Origin of the sequence: Sphingomonas faeni, assembly GCF_040407565.1 — a bacterium.
Classification (GTDB): domain Bacteria; phylum Pseudomonadota; class Alphaproteobacteria; order Sphingomonadales; family Sphingomonadaceae; genus Sphingomonas; species Sphingomonas faeni_F.
In genome coordinates this window covers 233,540-251,093 of the sequence record NZ_JAPZPR010000006.1, presented here as the reverse complement: position 1 = coordinate 251,093, position 17,554 = coordinate 233,540, and the positions used below count along the sequence as shown (strand labels likewise).

General features: G+C 66.6%; 15 protein-coding genes. 7 read left to right on the top strand and 8 right to left on the bottom strand.

Annotated features, from left to right (window positions below; all coding sequences use genetic code 11):
- Positions 1–38: 38 nt before the first annotated feature.
- From pgeF to lgt, 4 genes are all read right to left on the bottom strand, one after another.
- Positions 39–812: a peptidoglycan editing factor PgeF gene (pgeF, locus tag O6Y00_RS14295; protein ID WP_353443248.1), complete on the bottom strand. Its 774-nt coding sequence runs from the start codon at positions 810–812 to the stop codon at positions 39–41.
- 155 nt (positions 813–967) lie between these two features.
- Complete coding sequence (locus O6Y00_RS14290; RefSeq protein ID WP_353443247.1) at positions 968–1,480, bottom strand: GNAT family N-acetyltransferase; 513 nt, start codon at positions 1,478–1,480, stop codon at positions 968–970.
- Positions 1,477–2,565: a class I SAM-dependent methyltransferase gene (locus O6Y00_RS14285; protein WP_435368635.1), complete on the bottom strand. Its 1,089-nt coding sequence runs from the start codon at positions 2,563–2,565 to the stop codon at positions 1,477–1,479. The genes O6Y00_RS14290 and O6Y00_RS14285 overlap by 4 nt, the downstream gene beginning before the upstream one ends.
- Before the next feature lie 51 nt (positions 2,566–2,616).
- Positions 2,617–3,552, bottom strand: a complete 936-nt coding sequence (gene lgt, locus O6Y00_RS14280; RefSeq protein ID WP_056053401.1) for a prolipoprotein diacylglyceryl transferase — start codon at positions 3,550–3,552, stop codon at positions 2,617–2,619.
- 53 nt (positions 3,553–3,605) lie between these two features.
- Here lgt and O6Y00_RS14275 point away from each other — a divergent pair, with 53 nt between their 5' ends.
- The 4 genes from O6Y00_RS14275 to phbB all read left to right on the top strand — a co-directional run bounded on the left by O6Y00_RS14275 (position 3,606) and on the right by phbB (position 9,394).
- Entirely contained in the window at positions 3,606–5,294 is a 1,689-nt protein-coding gene (locus O6Y00_RS14275) for a class I adenylate-forming enzyme family protein (protein ID WP_353443245.1), read from the top strand.
- A 156-nt stretch (positions 5,295–5,450) separates the two neighbouring features.
- Positions 5,451–7,637, top strand: coding sequence for a xanthine dehydrogenase family protein molybdopterin-binding subunit (locus tag O6Y00_RS14270; RefSeq protein WP_353443244.1), 2,187 nt, complete (start codon positions 5,451–5,453; stop codon positions 7,635–7,637).
- Positions 7,634–8,641 carry a ferrochelatase gene (gene hemH / locus O6Y00_RS14265; protein WP_353443243.1) on the top strand — a complete coding sequence of 336 codons (1,008 nt, stop codon included), beginning with the start codon at positions 7,634–7,636 and terminating at the stop codon, positions 8,639–8,641. The genes O6Y00_RS14270 and hemH overlap by 4 nt, the downstream gene beginning before the upstream one ends.
- A gap of 30 nt (positions 8,642–8,671) precedes the next feature.
- On the top strand, positions 8,672–9,394 hold the full coding sequence (gene phbB, locus O6Y00_RS14260) for an acetoacetyl-CoA reductase (RefSeq protein WP_056066403.1): 723 nt from the start codon (positions 8,672–8,674) through the stop codon (positions 9,392–9,394).
- A gap of 400 nt (positions 9,395–9,794) precedes the next feature.
- Here the strand turns inward: phbB and murA are convergent, their stop codons facing one another.
- Entirely contained in the window at positions 9,795–11,078 is a 1,284-nt protein-coding gene (murA, locus tag O6Y00_RS14255) for a UDP-N-acetylglucosamine 1-carboxyvinyltransferase (protein WP_307087686.1), read from the bottom strand.
- A 251-nt stretch (positions 11,079–11,329) separates the two neighbouring features.
- Between murA and O6Y00_RS14250 the strand changes: the two genes are divergently transcribed.
- Entirely contained in the window at positions 11,330–12,013 is a 684-nt protein-coding gene (locus O6Y00_RS14250; RefSeq protein ID WP_353443346.1) for a Crp/Fnr family transcriptional regulator, read from the top strand.
- A 158-nt stretch (positions 12,014–12,171) separates the two neighbouring features.
- On the opposite strand, the gene clpS is transcribed toward O6Y00_RS14250, so the two are convergent.
- From clpS to O6Y00_RS14235, 3 genes are all read right to left on the bottom strand, one after another.
- Positions 12,172–12,507, bottom strand: coding sequence for an ATP-dependent Clp protease adapter ClpS (gene clpS / locus O6Y00_RS14245; protein WP_353443345.1), 336 nt, complete (start codon positions 12,505–12,507; stop codon positions 12,172–12,174).
- A gap of 192 nt (positions 12,508–12,699) precedes the next feature.
- Positions 12,700–13,413: a phasin family protein gene (locus tag O6Y00_RS14240; RefSeq protein ID WP_353443242.1), complete on the bottom strand. Its 714-nt coding sequence runs from the start codon at positions 13,411–13,413 to the stop codon at positions 12,700–12,702.
- A 105-nt stretch (positions 13,414–13,518) separates the two neighbouring features.
- Positions 13,519–15,237, bottom strand: coding sequence for a PHA/PHB synthase family protein (locus O6Y00_RS14235; protein ID WP_353443241.1), 1,719 nt, complete (start codon positions 15,235–15,237; stop codon positions 13,519–13,521).
- Between the two features lie 315 nt (positions 15,238–15,552).
- On the opposite strand from O6Y00_RS14235, the gene O6Y00_RS14230 reads away from it, so the two are divergent.
- Both O6Y00_RS14230 and O6Y00_RS14225 read left to right on the top strand, forming a co-directional pair.
- A complete protein-coding gene (locus O6Y00_RS14230; RefSeq protein ID WP_093398371.1) occupies positions 15,553–16,761 on the top strand; it encodes an LL-diaminopimelate aminotransferase in 1,209 nt (402 codons plus the stop codon).
- An 11-nt stretch (positions 16,762–16,772) separates the two neighbouring features.
- Entirely contained in the window at positions 16,773–17,549 is a 777-nt protein-coding gene (locus tag O6Y00_RS14225; RefSeq protein ID WP_353443240.1) for a sulfite exporter TauE/SafE family protein, read from the top strand.
- Positions 17,550–17,554 lie beyond the last annotated feature (5 nt).

The following is a 17,554-nucleotide window of genomic DNA, read 5'->3' as shown; positions in this document are numbered from 1 at the left end:
CGAGCGGTGCGGGATTTGGGACCCGCTATAGGCCCCTATTACAGACCGATTATGCTGATCTGGCGCCCATAGGAGGGCTCGCCGCGATGGGTCGCGCGGCGATAGCTGAAGAAGCGATCGTCATCGGTGTAGGTGTCGAGCCCGAGCGCCTCGATCCGACCGATCCCAGCGACCGCCAACCGGCTGACGACATAGGCCTCCAGATCGAACTGGTAATGATCGCCCCTGTTCTCGACGGCGCGACCGTCCGCGAAGAAGCGCTCGTTCTCCGGATCCGCCTCGCAGAACCGGCGGATAAAGCCGTCGTCGACCTCATAGCTGGCGCGCGCGATGCACGGCCCGACCGCGGCGACGATCCGGTCGCGGTGCGCACCGATCGCCTCCATCGCGAGGATCGTCGCATCGGTGACGCCGCCGAGCGCGCCTTTCCAGCCGGCATGTGCCGCCGCGACGACACCGGCTTGGCCGTCGGCGAACAGCACGGGTGCGCAGTCCGCGGTGAGGATGCCGAGCGCGAGGCCGGGACGGTTGGTGACCAGCGCATCGGCATGCGGACGGATCGCGTCGTCGAACGGCTCGATCACGGTGACCGCGTCGGCGGAATGGACTTGATACAAACCGACAAGTTTCGCACCTGGGAGGACGGCTTCGGTCGCACGACGACGGTTCTCGCCGATGACGGCGGGATCGTCGTCAGAACCGATACCGACGTTAAGGCTCGCATACGCGCCGGTCGAGACGCCGCCACGCCGGCCGAAAAAGCCATGCGGGATCTTGCCAAATGCTTTCGCGCGGATCACGTCGATAGTCATATCAGATCACCCAACATCAAACAGTGCCCCCACCCCGGCGCAGGCCGGGGCCCAGTTGGGGGACGATGCTGACGACGGGCAACGCGCCGTTACCAAGACCTTGCCAACTGGGCCCCGGCCTCCGCCGGGGTGGCGCTCCTCAAAGGTAACGACCCTCACAACTTCAGCCGCATGATCCGGGCATCATCAGGCTGCTCGCCGACCATGAACACATACCGCCCGATCTCGACGAAGCCGTAACGCTGGTAGAACCGGTGCGCCCGGTGATTATCCACATACACGCTGAGGATCATCTCCGTCCGCCCCGCGGCGCGCGCAACATCGATCGCCCAGTCCATCAACGCAGGGCCGACACCCGCGCCATGCTGGTCTCCGCGCACGTAGAGCTGGTGCAGCTCGATCGCCGTCGCCGGCCAGTCGCCAGGGAATGCGACGGGTCCGATCTTGGCAAACCCGACGATCTCACCCGATTCGTCCACCGCTACGCGTACCGTGAAGGCAGGGTCGGAGAGTTGCGCCGGCAACCCCGTGTCGCCGAACGCCTGGTCGAGGAAGGCGGCGAGGTCTTCGGGCCGATACAGCGTACCGAACGTGTCGGTGAAAGACCGCTTCGCCATCGCGGCGAGTTCTGCGCCATCAGCGGTCACGGCATCGCGATAGGCGATCATGCAAACGCCGCCGGGGTCGGCCAAGTCGGCGCGGTGATCGCGAGCGCTTTGAAGAGCGTACCCATGTCGTCCATCAACCTCCTCCGATCCGCCGCCAGTGCTTCCGCCCGCGCAGGCGACGCCTTGGCGAGTGCCGACGTCCGCGAATCGATGCCGAGCGCACCGAGCAGGTCGCGCTGCGTCACCGGCCCCCACGCGACCGCGCCCTCCGTTTGGGCAGCCGCAGCGAGCGTGGTGAAGTCGACATGCGCGGTCAGATCATGCTCGCCCGGCGCCTCGAACGGATTGGCGAACGCATGCCCGCGCACCGCCTGCAACGTGTCGCCGAGCGCCGGCCCCTCATAGCCATAGTCGATCGCGATCAGCGCACCGCCCTGCGCGGCGATTCGCTTGGCGAGACCACGGATGATCGTCACGGCAGCAGGCGAGGTTTCGAGGATCGAGCCTGCAGGCGCGTCCCGAAACGGCTCGGGGATCACCGCGTCGGGGAGCGGCTTGCCCGCGATCGGCAGGAACAGCAGGTCCTGCGCCGCGACGAGCCGTTCGTGCCACTGCTCGCGCTTCACGAGTTGCCGAATCGGCAGCGCGTCGAAGAACTCGTTGGCGACGACGATCAGCGGGCGATCCGTCGGCAGGGTGTCGACCGCGTCGTGCCACGTCGCGTCCGCCACGCGCTCGGCCTGCGCGGCACGTAGCGCCGGGCTGGTCTCGACGAAATGCACTGGAGGCTCCAGTCCAGCCTTCGCCATCGCCCGCGCGGCATCGGCAGCAAGCGTCCCGCGGCCAGGCCCGAGCTCGACCCACGCCACATCCGGGCGGCCAGCGCGATCCCAAAGATCCGCGCACCACAAACCGACAAGCTCGCCGAACATCTGGCTGATCTCGGGCGCGGTGGTGAAGTCGCCCCCCGCCCCCAACGGGTCGCGCGTCGCATAATAGTGCGCGTTCGCCGCCGCCATATACTGCGCAACGGGGATCGGACCCGCAAGCGCAATCGCGCGGGCGAGGCGTTCCGGGAGGGCGGTATCTATCCCCCTTCCGCTTGCGGGAGGGGTTAGGGGAGGGGCTGGATTATCGTTGGCCATGACATTTGCGGCCATGCCCTCCCCCACCCCCTCCCGCAAGCGGGAGGGGAGTCAGGCGACGCTCGCCGTCCCCGCGATCGACTCGACCCGCACGCGCCGCTTGGCCGACGTCGCGACCAGATACGCGCCACCGACGATCATCGGCACGCACAGCCACTGCCCCATGTGCAGCCCGGTATGCTCGGCAAACGCCCGCAGCTGCGAATCCGGCTCGCGGAAGAACTCGACGGTAAACCGCGCGATCCCGTACCCCAGCACGAACAACCCGACGAGCTTGCCCGGATCGTACCGCGCCTTGGTCTTCCAGAACGCGAACCACAGCAGCGCGAACAGGACGATGCCCTCCAGCCCCGCCTCGTACAGCTGACTCGGATGCCGCGCCGGCTCGACCATACCGAACGGCACGGTGCGCTCGAAGATGATACCCCACGCGACGTCGGTCGGCTTGCCCCACAGCTCGCCATTCACGAAGTTCGCCAGTCGCCCGAAGAACAGTCCGAAGGGCACGCAGCACGCGATATAATCGTGCACGCGCAACCAGTTGAGCTGGTGCTTCCGCGCAAACAGGATCAACCCGATCGACGTGCCGATCACCCCGCCGTGGAACGACATGCCGCCGTCCCACAGCCGGAAGATCCGCAACGGATGCAGGAACATCTCCGGCGCGTAGAAGATCACATAGCCGAGCCGCCCGCCGAGGATGATCCCGAGCGTCGCGTAGAATACGAGGTCGTCGGCATGCCGCCGCGCCATCGGTGCGCCGGGCTGGGCGAGCAGCTTCAGCAGATACCACCAGCCGAGCAGGATCCCGCCGATATAGGCGAGGCTGTACCAGCGCAGCGTGAAGAACCCGATCGAGAAGACGTCGGGATGCAACCCGAGATCCTCGAAGCGGATGTGACTGCCGACGGCAGGCGCTACGGCGCCCGCAGCGGCGGTGATGGTCGACAGGATCAAAGGCTTTTCCCCACGCGTTCGCCCCTGCATAAAGGCCGGACTTGATAAGACCAAGGGCGATAAGCCCACAGTAGGAGAGCGATATGCGGACCGAGCTAGACCTAGCTATGGATTCGACGATGGCCGCGCTGACCGCGCCCGACGGGATGCTCGCGCTCGGATCGGTCGAGCGGTTCGGCGTCACGCTGCCGACGATCGCCGCCGCCCCGCCCGCGCTCAGCTACTATTTCGCGCACTACGCCAACGAGCATCGCGACGCCGTCTTCCTCGTCTCGGGCGATGAACGCCTGACGTTCGGCGAGGTCTACGCCGCCGCCGAACGCACTGCCCGCGCCCTCGTCGGCGGATATAGGATCGCGCAAGGCGACCGAGTCGGCATCGCGATGCGCAATTCGCCGTCGTGGATCATACTTTACATGGGCATCGTCATGGCGGGCGGCGTCGCGACCTTGCTCAATGGCTGGTGGCAGTCGGAAGAGCTGGAGGCGGCGATCGGCGAGGTCGATTGCACGCTCGTCTTCGCCGATCCGCCCCGCGTGAAGCGGCTCGCGCAGATCGCCGGACTGACTGCGCCGGTGGTCGAGATCGACGACTCGCGCGCTCTCGATGCGGCGCTCGCGCCGGTGTTCGCGAAGGACGACCGCACCGCTGGCCTGCCGCCGCTCGGGCCCGAGGATCACGCGACGATCCTGTTCACGAGCGGATCGACCGGCCAGTCGAAGGGCGCGCTTTCCGAACACCGATCGGTCGTGCAGGGTATCTTCAACTATCTCGGCCAAGCGATGATGATGGTCGGAATCGCCACCGCGCAAGGCAATCCGCCGGTCGGGCAACCGGTCACGCTGCTGACGATCCCGCTGTTCCACGTCACCGCCGAGGTTCCCGTGTTCCTCCAGAGTTTCGCAATGGGGCGCAAACTCGTGCTGATGCCGAAATGGGATGCGGGCGAGGCGATGCGGCTGATCGAGGCGGAGGGCGTTACCTATTTCGTCGGCGTGCCGTTGATGAGCTTCGAGATCCTCAACCACGCCGACCGCGCCAATTACGACCTGTCGACCGTCACCGATTTCGCCGCGGGGGGCGCACCCCGCCCGGTCGATCACGTCCGCCGCATCGGCGAGGAGATGGGCGGCAGCGCGCCGCTGATCGGATACGGCCTGACCGAGACGAACGCGGTCGGCACCGGCAACTGGCGCGGCAATTATCTCGCCAAACCCAATTCCGCGGGACGCGCCAGCGCACCGTTGGTCGACCTTGCGATCCTCGATGATGCCGGCCCCCCGGTCGACCAGGGCCAGCGCGGCGAGGTCTGCATCCGTACGATCTGTAACTTCAAGGAATATTGGAACCGCCCCGACGCGACCGCCGCGGCGTTCACGTCGGACGGCTATTTCCGCACCGGCGACATCGGTTACCTCGACGAAGACGGCTACCTGTTCATCGTCGACCGCAAGAAGGACATCATCATCCGCGGCGGCGAGAACATCTCGTGCCAGGAGGTAGAGGCGGCGTTGTACGAGCATCCAGCCGTCGCCGAGGCCGCCGTGTTCGGGCTGGCGGACGAGCGCTTCGGCGAGGTCCCCGGCGCAGTGGTCGTGCCACAGGACGGCGAAACGCTGACCCCGGGCGACCTGACCGCGTTCCTCCATCAGCACATCGCCGCATTCAAGATACCGCAGCGGATCTGGATTTCGGAAGAGCCGCTGCCGAGGTTGGGGACGGAGAAGATCGACAAGGTTTCGCTCAAGGCAACATACCGAGCGTTGGCGTAATTCCCTCGCCCCGCCGGGGAGAGGGAGGGAGGAGCCGAAGGCGACGGAAGGGTGAGGGGCAGTGAGACTCCCGGCGCCATCCCGGAGACCCACTCCCCCTCATCCGACGCTTCGCGCCACCTTCTCCCCGTGGGAGAGAAAGATTAGAGCGCACCGATGATCAACAGGCGCAGCATACTTGTCGGCGGCGGCGCGGGGATCGGGCTCGTCGTCGCTTGGGGTCTCTGGCCGCGCAGCTACGCCCCAAACCTCGTCGCCAACCCCGGCGAAACCCCATTCGGCGGGTGGCTCAAAATCGGCACCGACGGGCACGTCACCGTTGCCGTCCCGCAGGTCGAGCACGGCCAGGGCGTCTACACCACCCTCCCCCAGATCGTCGCGGACGAGCTCGGCGCGGACTGGCGCACGATCGGCGTCGAGCCCGCCCCGCTCAATCCGCTCTACGCCAACCCAATCGGCACGCACGACCTGTTCGAAGGCCTGTTCGACCGCCTCCCAGACGGCACCCCGCAGCCACCGATGCTCACCGGCGGATCGAGCTCGATCCGGGTGTTCGAGCAAGCCTGCCGAGCGGCCGGCGCAGGCGCCCGCGCGCTGCTCTGCATGGCGGCGGCCAAGCGATGGGACGCCGACTGGACGCAGGTCAACGTCGACGCCGGCTTCTGCACGTACCAAGCCAAGCGCATCCGCTTCGCCGAACTTGCCGAGGAGGCCGCGAAGTTCACCCTTCCCGATCCGCTACCGCTCGGCATCCAGGGTGCCGGCAAGCTTGTTGGCAAATCGGTCCCCCGCCTCGACACCCCCTCGAAAGTTGACGGCTCGGCCAATTTCGCAGGCGACATCCGTCTCGCCGACATGGTCCACGCCGCGATCCGCCAGGGCCCGGTCGGCGGTCGCCTGACTAGGGTCGACCGCGCCGCCGCCGACCGCATCCGTGGCGTTCTGTCGGTGGTCGAGAACCCGCGCTGGGTCGCGGCCGTCGCGACGACAGGGTGGGCCGCACAAAAGGCGCTCGACGCACTCGCACCGCGATTCGAGAACGACGCCCCGCTCCCCGATACCAGGTCGATCGACGCAGCACTCGCCGCCGCGCTAGCCCGTCCCGGCACACAGATGGCGTCCGCGGGCGATGTCGCCGCAACCTTCCAGGGCGCCAAGCTCGTCACCGCAACCTATCGCGCCGGCCTCGGCCTGCACGCGGCGATCGAAACCCGCAGCGCAACCGCGTCCTTCTCCAACGGCCGCCTCGAACTCTGGCTCGCGACGCAAGCGCCAGGGCTCGCGCGATCGGCAGCAGCGCGCGCGGCGGGCCTCAGCGAAGACGCCGTTATCGTCCATCCGATGCTGATCGGCGGATCGTTCGGCGCCGCGCTCGAACACGACGTCGCCGAACAAGCGGCGGTGCTGGCGGTAAAGCTAAGACGCCCGGTCAGCCTCGTCTGGTCGCGCGGCGAAGATTCGCTCCACGATCACTACCGCCCACCCGCCGTCGCGAAGATGGCCGCACGGCTCGCCCCCAACGGCGCGATCATGGGCTGGTCCGCCAACATCGCAGCCCCCTCGACCGGCGCCGAGATGGCACGCCGGATGATGCCGGGCCTCGCCACCGAAGCCGCGCTGATCGGCGTCAAGGGCGATCGCTACGCCGTCGCGGGCGCGACGCCCGTCTATCGCATTCCCGCCTACGCGATCGAGCACCACCCCGCCGAGATCGGCGTCCCGACCGGCTACCTCCGCGGCGGCGCGCATGGCTACACCGCGTTCTTCACCGAATGCTTCCTCGACGAACTCGCGCGCGCCACTCAGTCCGAACCGATGTCGTTCCGCATCGCCATGCTTGGCGGCGAACCGCGGCTCGCACGCTGCCTCTCGACCGCTGCGGCGCTCGGCGGCTGGGACGGCGGCGTCGCCGGCAGCGGCCAAGGCATCGCAGCCCACGCCTTCCGCGGGAGCTACATCGCCGTCATGGCGGAGGCGCACTTGGGCGCGGACCAGCGCCCGGTGGTCGACCGCCTCGTCGCCGCGGTCGATTGCGGTGCGCAGATCAATCCCGACATCGTCCGCCAGCAGATCGAGGGCGGTCTGATCTTCGGCATGGCCGCCGCGCTCGGCGCTTCGACCGGTTTCACCCGCGGCCTCGCCGACGCGCGCGGGTTCGACACGATCGGCCTGCCCCGCCTCGCCGACACGCCCGACATCACCGTCGAGGTCATCCGCAGCGACGAGGTCCCCGGCGGCGTCGGCGAACTCGGCGTCCCCGCGGTCGCGCCGGCGATCGCAAACGCGCTCTATGCGTCAACGGGCTTCCGCATCCGCAATTTGCCTTTAAGACCAGCGCCATGACCCTGCCCCCCGATCACCCCCCGATTCCGAAACCCAAGATCGGCGTGCTGCTCATGAACCTCGGCACGCCCGATGGCCCCGATGCGAAATCGGTGAAGCGCTATCTCGGCGAGTTCCTGTCCGATACGCGCGTCGTCGAAATCCCGCAGATCGCGTGGCAGCCGATCCTGCGTGGCATCATCCTCAACACCCGCCCTAAGAAGTCCGCGCACGCCTATTCGCAGGTCTGGCGCGAGGACGGCTCGCCGCTCGCCGCGATCACCCGGTTGCAGGCAGCCGCGCTGAAGGATTCGTTCGGGCCGGAGGTGCTGGTCGACTGGGCGATGCGCTACGGCAATCCGTCGATCTCGGACCGGCTGACCGCGATGAAGGCGGCGGGCTGCGAACGCATCCTGCTCGCGCCACTCTACCCGCAATATTGCGCAGCAACGACTGCGACCGCGAACGACAAGGCGTTCAAGCATCTCGCCGGTCTGCGCTGGCAGCCGGCGATCCGCACGCTGCCGCCCTATTACGACGACGCGCTCTATATCGACGCGCTGAAGGACTCGCTTGAAGAGGGGCTCTCCGCGCTCGATTTTACGCCGGACGCGATCGTCGCCAGCTTCCACGGGATGCCGAAGCGGACGTTGCAGCAGGGCGATCCGTATCACTGCCATTGCCAGAAGACCGCGCGACTGCTCGGCGAGCGCATGGAGCGCGAGCTGACGATCGCGTTCCAGTCGCGGTTCGGGCCGCAGAAGTGGCTGGGGCCGGCGACCGACGAGACGCTCGTCGCGCTCGCCAAGGCGGGTAAGACCAAGGTGGCGATCTTCGCGCCGGGCTTCTCCGCCGATTGCCTGGAGACGCTCGAGGAACTGTCGATCCGCGGGCGCGAGAGCTTCGAGGAAGCCGGCGGGACGCACTTCGCCTATCTCCCCTGCCTCAACGACAGCCCGGTCGGCGTGGAAATGTTGCGCAGCATTTTGGCGCGCGAGCTTGAAGGATGGGTGCGGGCTGGCTAGCCTTCGGCAAAACACTGAGGAGAGAGACTGATGGCACGCGTCGCAATTGTAACCGGTGGTACGCGCGGAATCGGCGAAGCGATCAGTCTCGCATTGCAGGACATGGGCCTGACCGTCGCTGCGACCTATGCCGGCAACGATGACCGCGCGCGCGAATTCACCGAGCGCACCGGGATCAAGGCGTACAAGTGGGACGTCGCCGATTACGACGCGTGCCAGGCCGGCTGCGCGCAGGTCGCCGCCGATCTGGGCGACGTCGACATCGTCGTGAACAACGCCGGCATCACCCGCGACGGCACCATCCTGAAGATGACGTACCAAGATTGGAAAGAGGTGATGGACACCAATCTTGGCGGTTGTTTCAACATGGCCAAGGCGGTGTTCCCCGGCATGCGCACGCGCAAATGGGGGCGGATCGTCAACATCGGCTCGATCAACGGACAAGCCGGGCAGTACGGCCAGGTGAACTATGCTGCGGCCAAGTCCGGCATCCACGGCTTCACGAAAGCCCTCGCCCAGGAAGGCGCGCGCGCGGGCGTGACGGTCAACGCGATCGCGCCGGGGTATATCGATACGGACATGGTGGCGGCGGTGCCTGCCGACGTGCTGGAGAAGATCGTGGCCAAGATCCCGGTTGGGCGGCTGGGCCAGGCTACCGAGATCGCGCGCGGCGTGGCGTTCCTGTGCTCTGAGGAAGGTGGGTTCGTTACCGGGTCTACGCTGAGCATCAATGGTGGTCAGCACATGTACTGACAGGCGCAGGCGGCGCAAAGCGCGGCCGTTGCCCGCAGCGGAGCGAGCGGGCAGCGCCCGGCACGGCCGGCGGGTCGGTTCACCGAACCCGTCCGACGGCGGCTTTGCCGGCGGCGCTGAGTAGATGTCTACCGGACTACCGACGACGGTCTTGCTTGATCCTGGGCCCCCGCCTTCGCGGGGGAACGAGAAACGGTAGCGCCGCCTAGACCGAACCCCACAGCGTCCGCGGCGAGCAAGGATGCCACCGCAAAAGCCTGGCATCCTACTCCCTCTCCCCTCCGGGGAGAGGGTCGGGGTGAGGGGCAGTTCCAAACGCTGTCGCCCCTGGCGCCCCTCACCCAACCCTCTCCCCGGAGGGGAGAGGGCTACCCCCGTTCCACCGACGCCCCCGCCACAATCACCCGTCGCTGGCGCGCTCGATATCCGCACCCACCGCGCTCAGCTTTTCCTCCAACCGCTCATACCCACGATCGAGGTGGTACACCCGGCCCACCGACGTCTCGCCATCCGCCGCAAGCCCGGCCAAGATCAAGCTCATCGAAGCCCGCAGATCCGTCGCCATAACCGGCGCGCCAACCAGCTTGTCGACGCCGCGCACCACCGCGGTCCGCCCGCGCACCTGGATATCCGCGCCCATCCGCGCCAGTTCCGGCACGTGCATGTAGCGATTCTCGAAGATCGTCTCGGTCAGCACGCTGGCGCCATCCGCCTTGCACAGCATCGCCATGAACTGCGCCTGCATGTCCGTCGCGAAACCCGGGTAAGGCGCGGTCGACAGCGTCAGCGGCTTCAGCTTGCCGTCCGACGCAATCCGCACGCCGTCCTTGGTCGGCGTCACGGAAACGCCCGCCTCGACCAGCGCATCGATCGTCGCGCCCATGTCCGGGATCGCCACGCCGACCAGTTCCAGGTCGCCACCGGTGATAGCCGCCGCGCACGCATAGCTACCCGCCTCGATCCGGTCGGGCATCACCGCATAGGTCGCGCCGTGCAGCCGATCGCGGCCTTCGATCGTCAGCGTCTCGGTGCCGATCCCGTCGATCGACGCGCCCATCGCGACCAGACAGTTGCAGAGGTCGACGATCTCGGGCTCGCGCGCGGCGTTCTCGATTACCGACGTGCCCTTGGCGAGCACTGCCGCCATCACGACGTTCTCGGTCGCGCCGACCGACACGATCGGGAAGCGGAAACGTCCGCCCGGCAGGCGCCCACCCGGCGCAATCGCCTTCACGTAGCCCGCCGCCATCTCCAGCTCGGCACCGATCGCTTCCAAAGCGCGCAGATGAAGATCGATCGGGCGATTGCCGATCGCGCAGCCGCCCGGCAGCGATACCGTCGCCTCGCCGCCACGCCCGAGCAACGGCCCGAGCACGAGGATCGAGGCGCGCATTTTCCGCACGATGTCGTACGGCGCCTCGGTCGAGGTGAGGTTGCCCGCGCGGATCGTCATTACCCGGCCGAAATCCTCCGGCCGCGTGCCCTGGATCGCGGTCGACGCACCCAACTGGTTGAGCAGGTGACCAAAGCCATCGACGTCCGCCAGTCGCGGCAGATTGCGCAGCGTCAGCGGCTCTTCGGTCAGCAGCGCGCACGGCATCAGCGTGAGCGCGGCGTTCTTCGCGCCGGAGATGGGCAAGCGCCCGGACAGGCGATTGCCGCCGCGAATGAGAATACGGTCCATCCCGGGTGTCTATCGCGGCTGGCGTTCTGCGCAAGGGCCGCGCACCGATCGGGCGACAGGCGGACGCTGGCCGGGGGTCGAGTCCCGCGTCGGGACCGGGCGCGCCTTCCAAAGCGCTAACACACCCCGCTTGATCGACTTTAATGCGCGGAAATCCTAGCTTTGCTCTGTGGTTCTCGAACATTGGGGACCATTACAGAGTGCCGGACAGCTGCTTCGCCGACCGCGTCGGCGATCTCATCGACCTGTCGATGACCGAAAAGGCTGCGCTAGCGCGGTTGGAGGACCGCCCGCGCGATTTGCGTCGCGGTGCCGTCCTCGTGCGCGAAAACGATCCGCAGGCCGAACTCTTCATCCTGCAACGCGGCATGGCGATGAGCTATGTGCTGCTTGACGACGGCAGCCGCCAGATCCTCCGTTTCCTTTATGCTGGCGACATGCTGGCTGTCTCGGCGCTGGTGTATCGCGATTCGCCCGAGACGGTGGTCGCGCTGACCGACTGCACGGTGTGCGCGTTCGATCGCTCGGCGATGACCGCGCTCGTCACCGATCATCCGCGGCTGTCGGCGCTGATCATGGTCATGAACCAGATGGAGAAGGTCGCGCTGACCGACCGGCTCGCCGCACTCGGCCGGACCTCGGCCAAGGCGCGGATCGCGGCGTTGCTGCTCGAAATGCGTAACCGACTGCGGATGCGCGATCGCGCGATGGGCAACAGCTTCACGCTCGGCCTGACGCAGGAGGAAATCGGCGACGCCACCGGGCTCACCGCGGTCCACGTGAACCGGATGCTGCGGCAGTTGGAAGAGGACGGCCTGATCCGCCGCGAGATGGGCCGTGTGACGTTGCTCAACGAGGTGCAACTCGCGCAGGCCGCGAACTATATCGACCGGTTCGAAGGGCTGGACCTACGCTGGCTGCCCCCAGCGCGGTAACTCTCAATCCTCCCCCGCCAGGGGGAGGTGGCTGGCTCTTGCCAGACGGAGGGGGAGGATACGAAACAGGGGTGGCGTTTGCCTCCCCCTCCGTCACCTTCGGTGCCACCTCCCCCTTGCGGGGGAGGATCAACAAGGCTCACCTCAAGGCGTAAGGCTCAAGCCTTCTCCAGCGTGCACTGCAACGGGTGCTGGTTCTGCTTGGCGAAATCCATCACCTGCGACACCTTGGTCTCCGCTACCTCATAGCTGAACGTACCGCACACCCCGACACCCTTCTGGTGAACGTGCAGCATCACGCGAGTCGCGGCCTCCATGTCCATGCGGAAGAAGCGCTGGAGACACAGCACGACGAATTCCATCGGCGTATAGTCGTCGTTGAGCATCAGCACGCGGTACGGCGTGGGCTGCTTGGTCTTCGCGCGCGTCTTGGTCGCGATACCGGCGCCGGTGCCGTTACCGTCCTCGCCACCATCGTCGCGGCGCTCGGCCATCTGCTCGCCCGTCCGCTGGGGAGTCGTCATTTCAGGGGTCAAAAGCATGCTGCCAAAATATGGCATGCCGGGGGGCAAGAGCAAGGGGGCGGCCGCAAACCTCGCGCGAAAACCGCAAACGCAAACGGGGCGACCGTCGCGTGACGGCCGCCCCTTTCGTAACGCACTGCCCGAAGGCGGCGCGCTGTCGACTTACGCCGAGATCTTCATCTTGTCGGTCGCGACCGCAACGCGGTTCGAGATCGGCTGTGCGAACTCGCCGAACATCTTGAGCATCCGCTCGGTCGAGCGCGAGCCCTCGGCGACCATCGTGTCGAACGCGGTGCGCGCATAATCGCCCTGGAGCTTCATGAACTCGGTCGGCGACTTGGCGGCGGCGAGCGTCTTGGCGGCTTCGGTCGCGCTCTCGAACGAGGTCTTGGCGTACTCAGCGGCTTCCTGGCCGAGCGCCTCGACGTTCTTCGCGGCGATCTTCGACGACTCGACAAGCGCCTCGATGTTGCCCTTGCCGAAGGCGACGAAATCTTCCGCCATCTTCGCCGACTTCTCCATCGCGCCCTTGGCCTGCTCGTTAAATTCGGCAGTGTTCGAGCCGCTGAACAGGGCCTTGGTCTTCTCGGTGATGCTCTGGATCGTGTCCATCGTGGCGTCCTTTGTTTCGCTAGCAGGGATCCCCAACGGCGCGGCGGCCTGAATCGGGGCGGGAATGTCCGTGTGCGGCGATACAAAAGCAGCCGCGAGAGGTTGAGATGCCGGCGTCTTGGCGATCGGCTCAGGTGCCGGTTTCGCCGGCTTGGCGACAGTCCGGGCGGAGGCTTTGGCAGGCGCGGCCTTGACGGCAGCGACCGGCTTCGCAGCGGCGGCAAGCTTCGAACCGGCCTTGGCCGTCCGTTTCACGATATCCACCATCCACGCACCTCTCTTCGGAGTTATGTCGCGGTCTTCATACACGAATTTTCGCAGCGCACAATTTAATTGTGCAGCGCACCATGACGTTCATGTAAGGTAGCGCTACCTGCTTTTCACATACTCGCCGGGCGCGTCGCCGATCGCTTCGAGCGCCCCCTCACCCGGCAGCCGCGCACCGTCCGCCGCCACCGTCTCGGCACCAAGCGCGCGCAACCATTCGACCCAATCCGGCCACCAGCTGCCCTTCGTCTCCGTCGCACCGGCAACGAAGTCGGCGAGCGTCGTGCGCGCCCCCGGATTGGTCCAGTATTGATACTTCCCCGCAGCCGGCGGATTGACCACGCCCGCGATGTGCCCCGATCCCGCCAGTACGAACTTCAGCGGCCCGGCAAATAATTGCGTGAGTTTCCAGACGCTTTCGGCCGGCGCGATATGATCCTCGCGCCCCGCCTGGACATAGCTCGGCGTCGAAACCTTGGTCAGGTCGATCGGGGTACCGTCCACCGTCATCGTGCCCGTCACCAGCAGATTGTCGCGGTAGAGGTCGGTCAGATAGCTCAGATGCCATTTCGCCGGCAGGTTGGTGGTGTCGCCGTTCCAGTGGAGCAGGTCGAACGGCACGTAATCCTGCCCCAGCAGGTAATTCTGCGTGACGTAATTCCAGATCAGGTCGCGCCCGCGCAACAGATTGAACGTCGTCGCCATGTACCGCCCGTCGAGGAAGCCCTCGGGCGACAGCGACGCGACCATCTTAAGCTGTTCGTCATCGATGAAATGCTGCAGTTCGCCCGCCTGCGCGAAATCGACCTGCGCGGTGAAAAACGTCGCGCTGGCCACTTTCGCCGCCTCGTTACGCGCCGCCAGCAGCGCCAGCGTCGTGGCCAGCGTCGTTCCTGCCACGCAATATCCGATCGTATGCACCGCCGGCACGTCGAGCGCGGCGCGAACCGTGTCGATCGCCTCGACCTGCGCGCCGACATAATCGTCCCAGACGACGTCCTTCATGCTCGAATCGGCGGACTTCCACGACACCATGAACACGGTGATGCCCTGCTCGACCGCCCAGCGGATGAAGCTCTTCTCCGGCGTCAGGTCGAGGATGTAGAACCGGTTGATCCACGGAGGAAAAATCACGAGCGGCGTCGCCAGCACGCTCTCGGTGGTCGGAGTGTACTGGATCAGTTCGTAGAGCGGCGTGCGTTTCACCACCTTGCCTGGCGTCATCGCCAGGTTGCGCCCGAGTTCGAACGCGCCGTCGGGCGTATGCGTCACCTGCCCGCGGGCAAGATCCGCCATCATGTTCTTGAGGCCCTTCAGCAGATTCTCGCCGCGCGTCTCGATCGTCTTCTCGATCACCTGCGGGTTGGTCAGCGCGAAATTGGTCGGGCTCATCGCATCGACGAACCCCTTAGTCGCGAACCGCAACTGCTCCTTCTGCTTCGAGTCGAGCCCGTCCACCGCCTCGACGCCGCGCAGCATATGGTCGCCGATCAGCTCATAACTCTGCCGGATCAGGTCGAACACCGGCTCGCGCCATTGCGGCGCCTTGAAGCGCTTGTCGGTAACGGGGGCAGGCTCGGGCGCCTTGCCGGGATCGAGGAAGCGCTGCCACAGTGTCAGGCTCTCGGCCCAGAAATCGCGCGCACGTTCCAGCGTGGCGGGGTCGGTGAAGCCGGGGATCGCCGGGATCCCCTCGGGCTTGGCCTGCATCGCCGCGAGCCCCTGCTCCATCATCATCTGCTGCGCACGCCCCATCACCCACGTCCAGTGCTGGAGTTCGGGGAGGGTCGGCGTCGAGGCGTCGGGAGGAGTATCGGCCATGGCATCCTCTGCTTTTTCGGGAGCTTAACGCAGACGCCGGCTCGGCGGAAGCATGGTCGCATCGACGATTGTTGGTCGCAGGAAACTCAACGATCCTCCCCCGCCAGGGGGAGGTGGCTGGCCCTTGCCAGACGGAGGGGGAGGACACGGAGCAGAGGTTACGCCTGCCTCCCCCTCCGTCACCTTCGGTGCCACCTCCCCCTTGCGGGGGAGGATAGACTGAATACCCAAGCTTTCGCCCGCGCGACGAATGAGGCGGATGACGCCCCTGCTCACCTGCGGTACAGCACCCGCTCCTCCAGCTAGAGGCTGATCATGTCCGAAGACTTCTACCGCATCAAACGCCTGCCCCCCTATGTCATCGCCGAAGTGAACGCGATGCGGGCGGCGGCGCGCGCGGGCGGGGAGGACATCATCGATCTCGGCATGGGCAACCCCGACCTGCCGCCCCCCGAGCACGTCATCGAGAAGCTCGTCGAAGTCGCGCGCAAGCCTAGCGCGCACGGCTATTCGCAGTCGAAGGGCATCCCCGGCCTGAGGAAAGCGCAGGCGAACTATTACGGCCGCCGCTTCGGCGTCGACGTCGATCCTGAGACCGAGGTCGTCGTCACGATGGGCTCGAAGGAAGGCCTCGCCAGCCTGGCCACCGCGATCACCGCGCCCGGCGACGTCGTGCTCGCGCCCAACCCGTCCTATCCGATCCATACCTTCGGCTTCATCATCGCCGGCGCGACGATCCGCGCGGTGCCGACCACGCCGGACGAGGCGTATTTCGAGAGCCTCGAGCGCGCGATGGCGTTCACCGTCCCCGCGCCGTCGGTGCTGGTGATGGGCTATCCGTCGAACCCGACCGCCGAAGTCGTCGACCTCGCCTTCTACGAGCGCGTCGTTGCGTTCGCGAAGAAGCACAAGCTGTGGGTGATCTCCGATCTCGCCTATTCGGAGCTGTATTTCGACGGCAAGCCGACCCCCTCGATCCTCCAGGTGCCGGGCGCGAAGGACGTCGCGATCGAGTTTACCTCGCTCAGCAAGACCTATTCGATGGCGGGCTGGCGGATGGGCTTCGGGGTCGGCAACAAGACGTTGATCGCGGCGATGACGCGCGTGAAGTCGTACCTCGATTATGGCGCGTTCACGCCGATCCAGGCCGCCGCCTGCGCCGCGCTCAATGGCCCGCAGGACATCGTCGAACGCAACCGCCAGCTATACCACAAGCGCCGCGACGTACTGGTCGAGAGCTTCGGCCGCGCCGGCTGGGATATCCCGAGCCCCCGTGCGAGCATGTTCGCCTGGGCGCCTTTGCCACCCGCGCTCGCGCACTTAGGTAGCCTTGAGTTCACCAAACAATTGCTGACTCACGCGCACGTCGCGGTGGCTCCAGGGGTGGGCTACGGCGAAAACGGCGAGGGCTATGTGAGAATCGCGATGGTCGAGAACGAACAGCGGCTCCGCCAGGCGGCGCGCAACGTGAAGAAATATCTCCAGTCGATGGGCGTCAACACGCCCGCGCGTGGCGCCGGCTGACCTTCGCCAGCGTGGATATCAACCTGTTGTATTCGGTGGCCGGCGTGCTCGTCGGCCTCATCGTCGGGCTGACGGGTGTCGGCGGCGGGTCGCTGATGACGCCGTTGCTGGTGCTCGTCTTCGGCTTCCACCCCGCCACCGCGGTCGGCACCGACCTGCTCTACGCGTCGGCGACCAAGACGGTCGGGACGACAGTGCATGGCTGGCGCGGCACGGTCGACTGGCAGGTCGTGCGCCGGCTCGCGACCGGCAGCGTCCCCGCGGCGATCGCGACGTTGCTGGTGCTCAACCATCTCGGCGAGAAATCGTCCGACACCGGCCACGCGATAACCGCGGTGCTCGGCGTGACGCTGATCCTGTCGGCGGCCGCGACCTTTTTCCGCGGCAAGATCGTCGCTTGGCTGACGCCTCGCGTGGGTACGGTCGGCGGCGAGCGCCAGGCGATGCTGACCATCCTGCTCGGCGCAATCCTCGGCGTGCTCGTCTCGCTCACCTCGGTCGGTGCTGGCGCGCTGGGCATGACCGCTCTCCTCATCCTCTATCCGACCCTCCCGATCAACCGATTGGTAGGCTCCGACATCGCCCACGCGGTACCGCTGACGCTGCTCGGCGGGATCGGCCACTGGATCCTCGGCTCGGTCGACGTCGACCTGCTGGTGTCGCTGCTGATCGGGTCGATCCCCGGCATCATCGTCGGCAGCCTGATCGCGACGCGCGTCTCCGACCGCGTGCTGGTCCCCGTCCTCGCGACCGTGCTGGCGCTGGTCGGCGTGAAGCTGATCTTCTGACATGC

What these genes read in the sequence shown, in the direction of transcription:
- pgeF (WP_353443248.1), bottom strand. Translation starts at nt 812, where the DNA reads ATGACTATCGACGTGATCCGCGCGAAAGCATTTGGCAAGATCCCGCAT.
- O6Y00_RS14290 (WP_353443247.1), bottom strand. Translation starts at nt 1,480, where the DNA reads ATGATCGCCTATCGCGATGCCGTGACCGCTGATGGCGCAGAACTCGCC.
- O6Y00_RS14285 (WP_435368635.1), bottom strand. Translation starts at nt 2,565, where the DNA reads ATGGCCAACGATAATCCAGCCCCTCCCCTAACCCCTCCCGCAAGCGGA.
- lgt (WP_056053401.1), bottom strand. Translation starts at nt 3,552, where the DNA reads ATGCAGGGGCGAACGCGTGGGGAAAAGCCTTTGATCCTGTCGACCATC.
- O6Y00_RS14275 (WP_353443245.1), top strand. Translation starts at nt 3,606, where the DNA reads ATGCGGACCGAGCTAGACCTAGCTATGGATTCGACGATGGCCGCGCTG.
- O6Y00_RS14270 (WP_353443244.1), top strand. Translation starts at nt 5,451, where the DNA reads ATGATCAACAGGCGCAGCATACTTGTCGGCGGCGGCGCGGGGATCGGG.
- hemH (WP_353443243.1), top strand. Translation starts at nt 7,634, where the DNA reads ATGACCCTGCCCCCCGATCACCCCCCGATTCCGAAACCCAAGATCGGC.
- phbB (WP_056066403.1), top strand. Translation starts at nt 8,672, where the DNA reads ATGGCACGCGTCGCAATTGTAACCGGTGGTACGCGCGGAATCGGCGAA.
- murA (WP_307087686.1), bottom strand. Translation starts at nt 11,078, where the DNA reads ATGGACCGTATTCTCATTCGCGGCGGCAATCGCCTGTCCGGGCGCTTG.
- O6Y00_RS14250 (WP_353443346.1), top strand. Translation starts at nt 11,330, where the DNA reads ATGACCGAAAAGGCTGCGCTAGCGCGGTTGGAGGACCGCCCGCGCGAT.
- clpS (WP_353443345.1), bottom strand. Translation starts at nt 12,507, where the DNA reads ATGGCCGAGCGCCGCGACGATGGTGGCGAGGACGGTAACGGCACCGGC.
- O6Y00_RS14235 (WP_353443241.1), bottom strand. Translation starts at nt 15,237, where the DNA reads ATGGCCGATACTCCTCCCGACGCCTCGACGCCGACCCTCCCCGAACTC.
- O6Y00_RS14230 (WP_093398371.1), top strand. Translation starts at nt 15,553, where the DNA reads ATGTCCGAAGACTTCTACCGCATCAAACGCCTGCCCCCCTATGTCATC.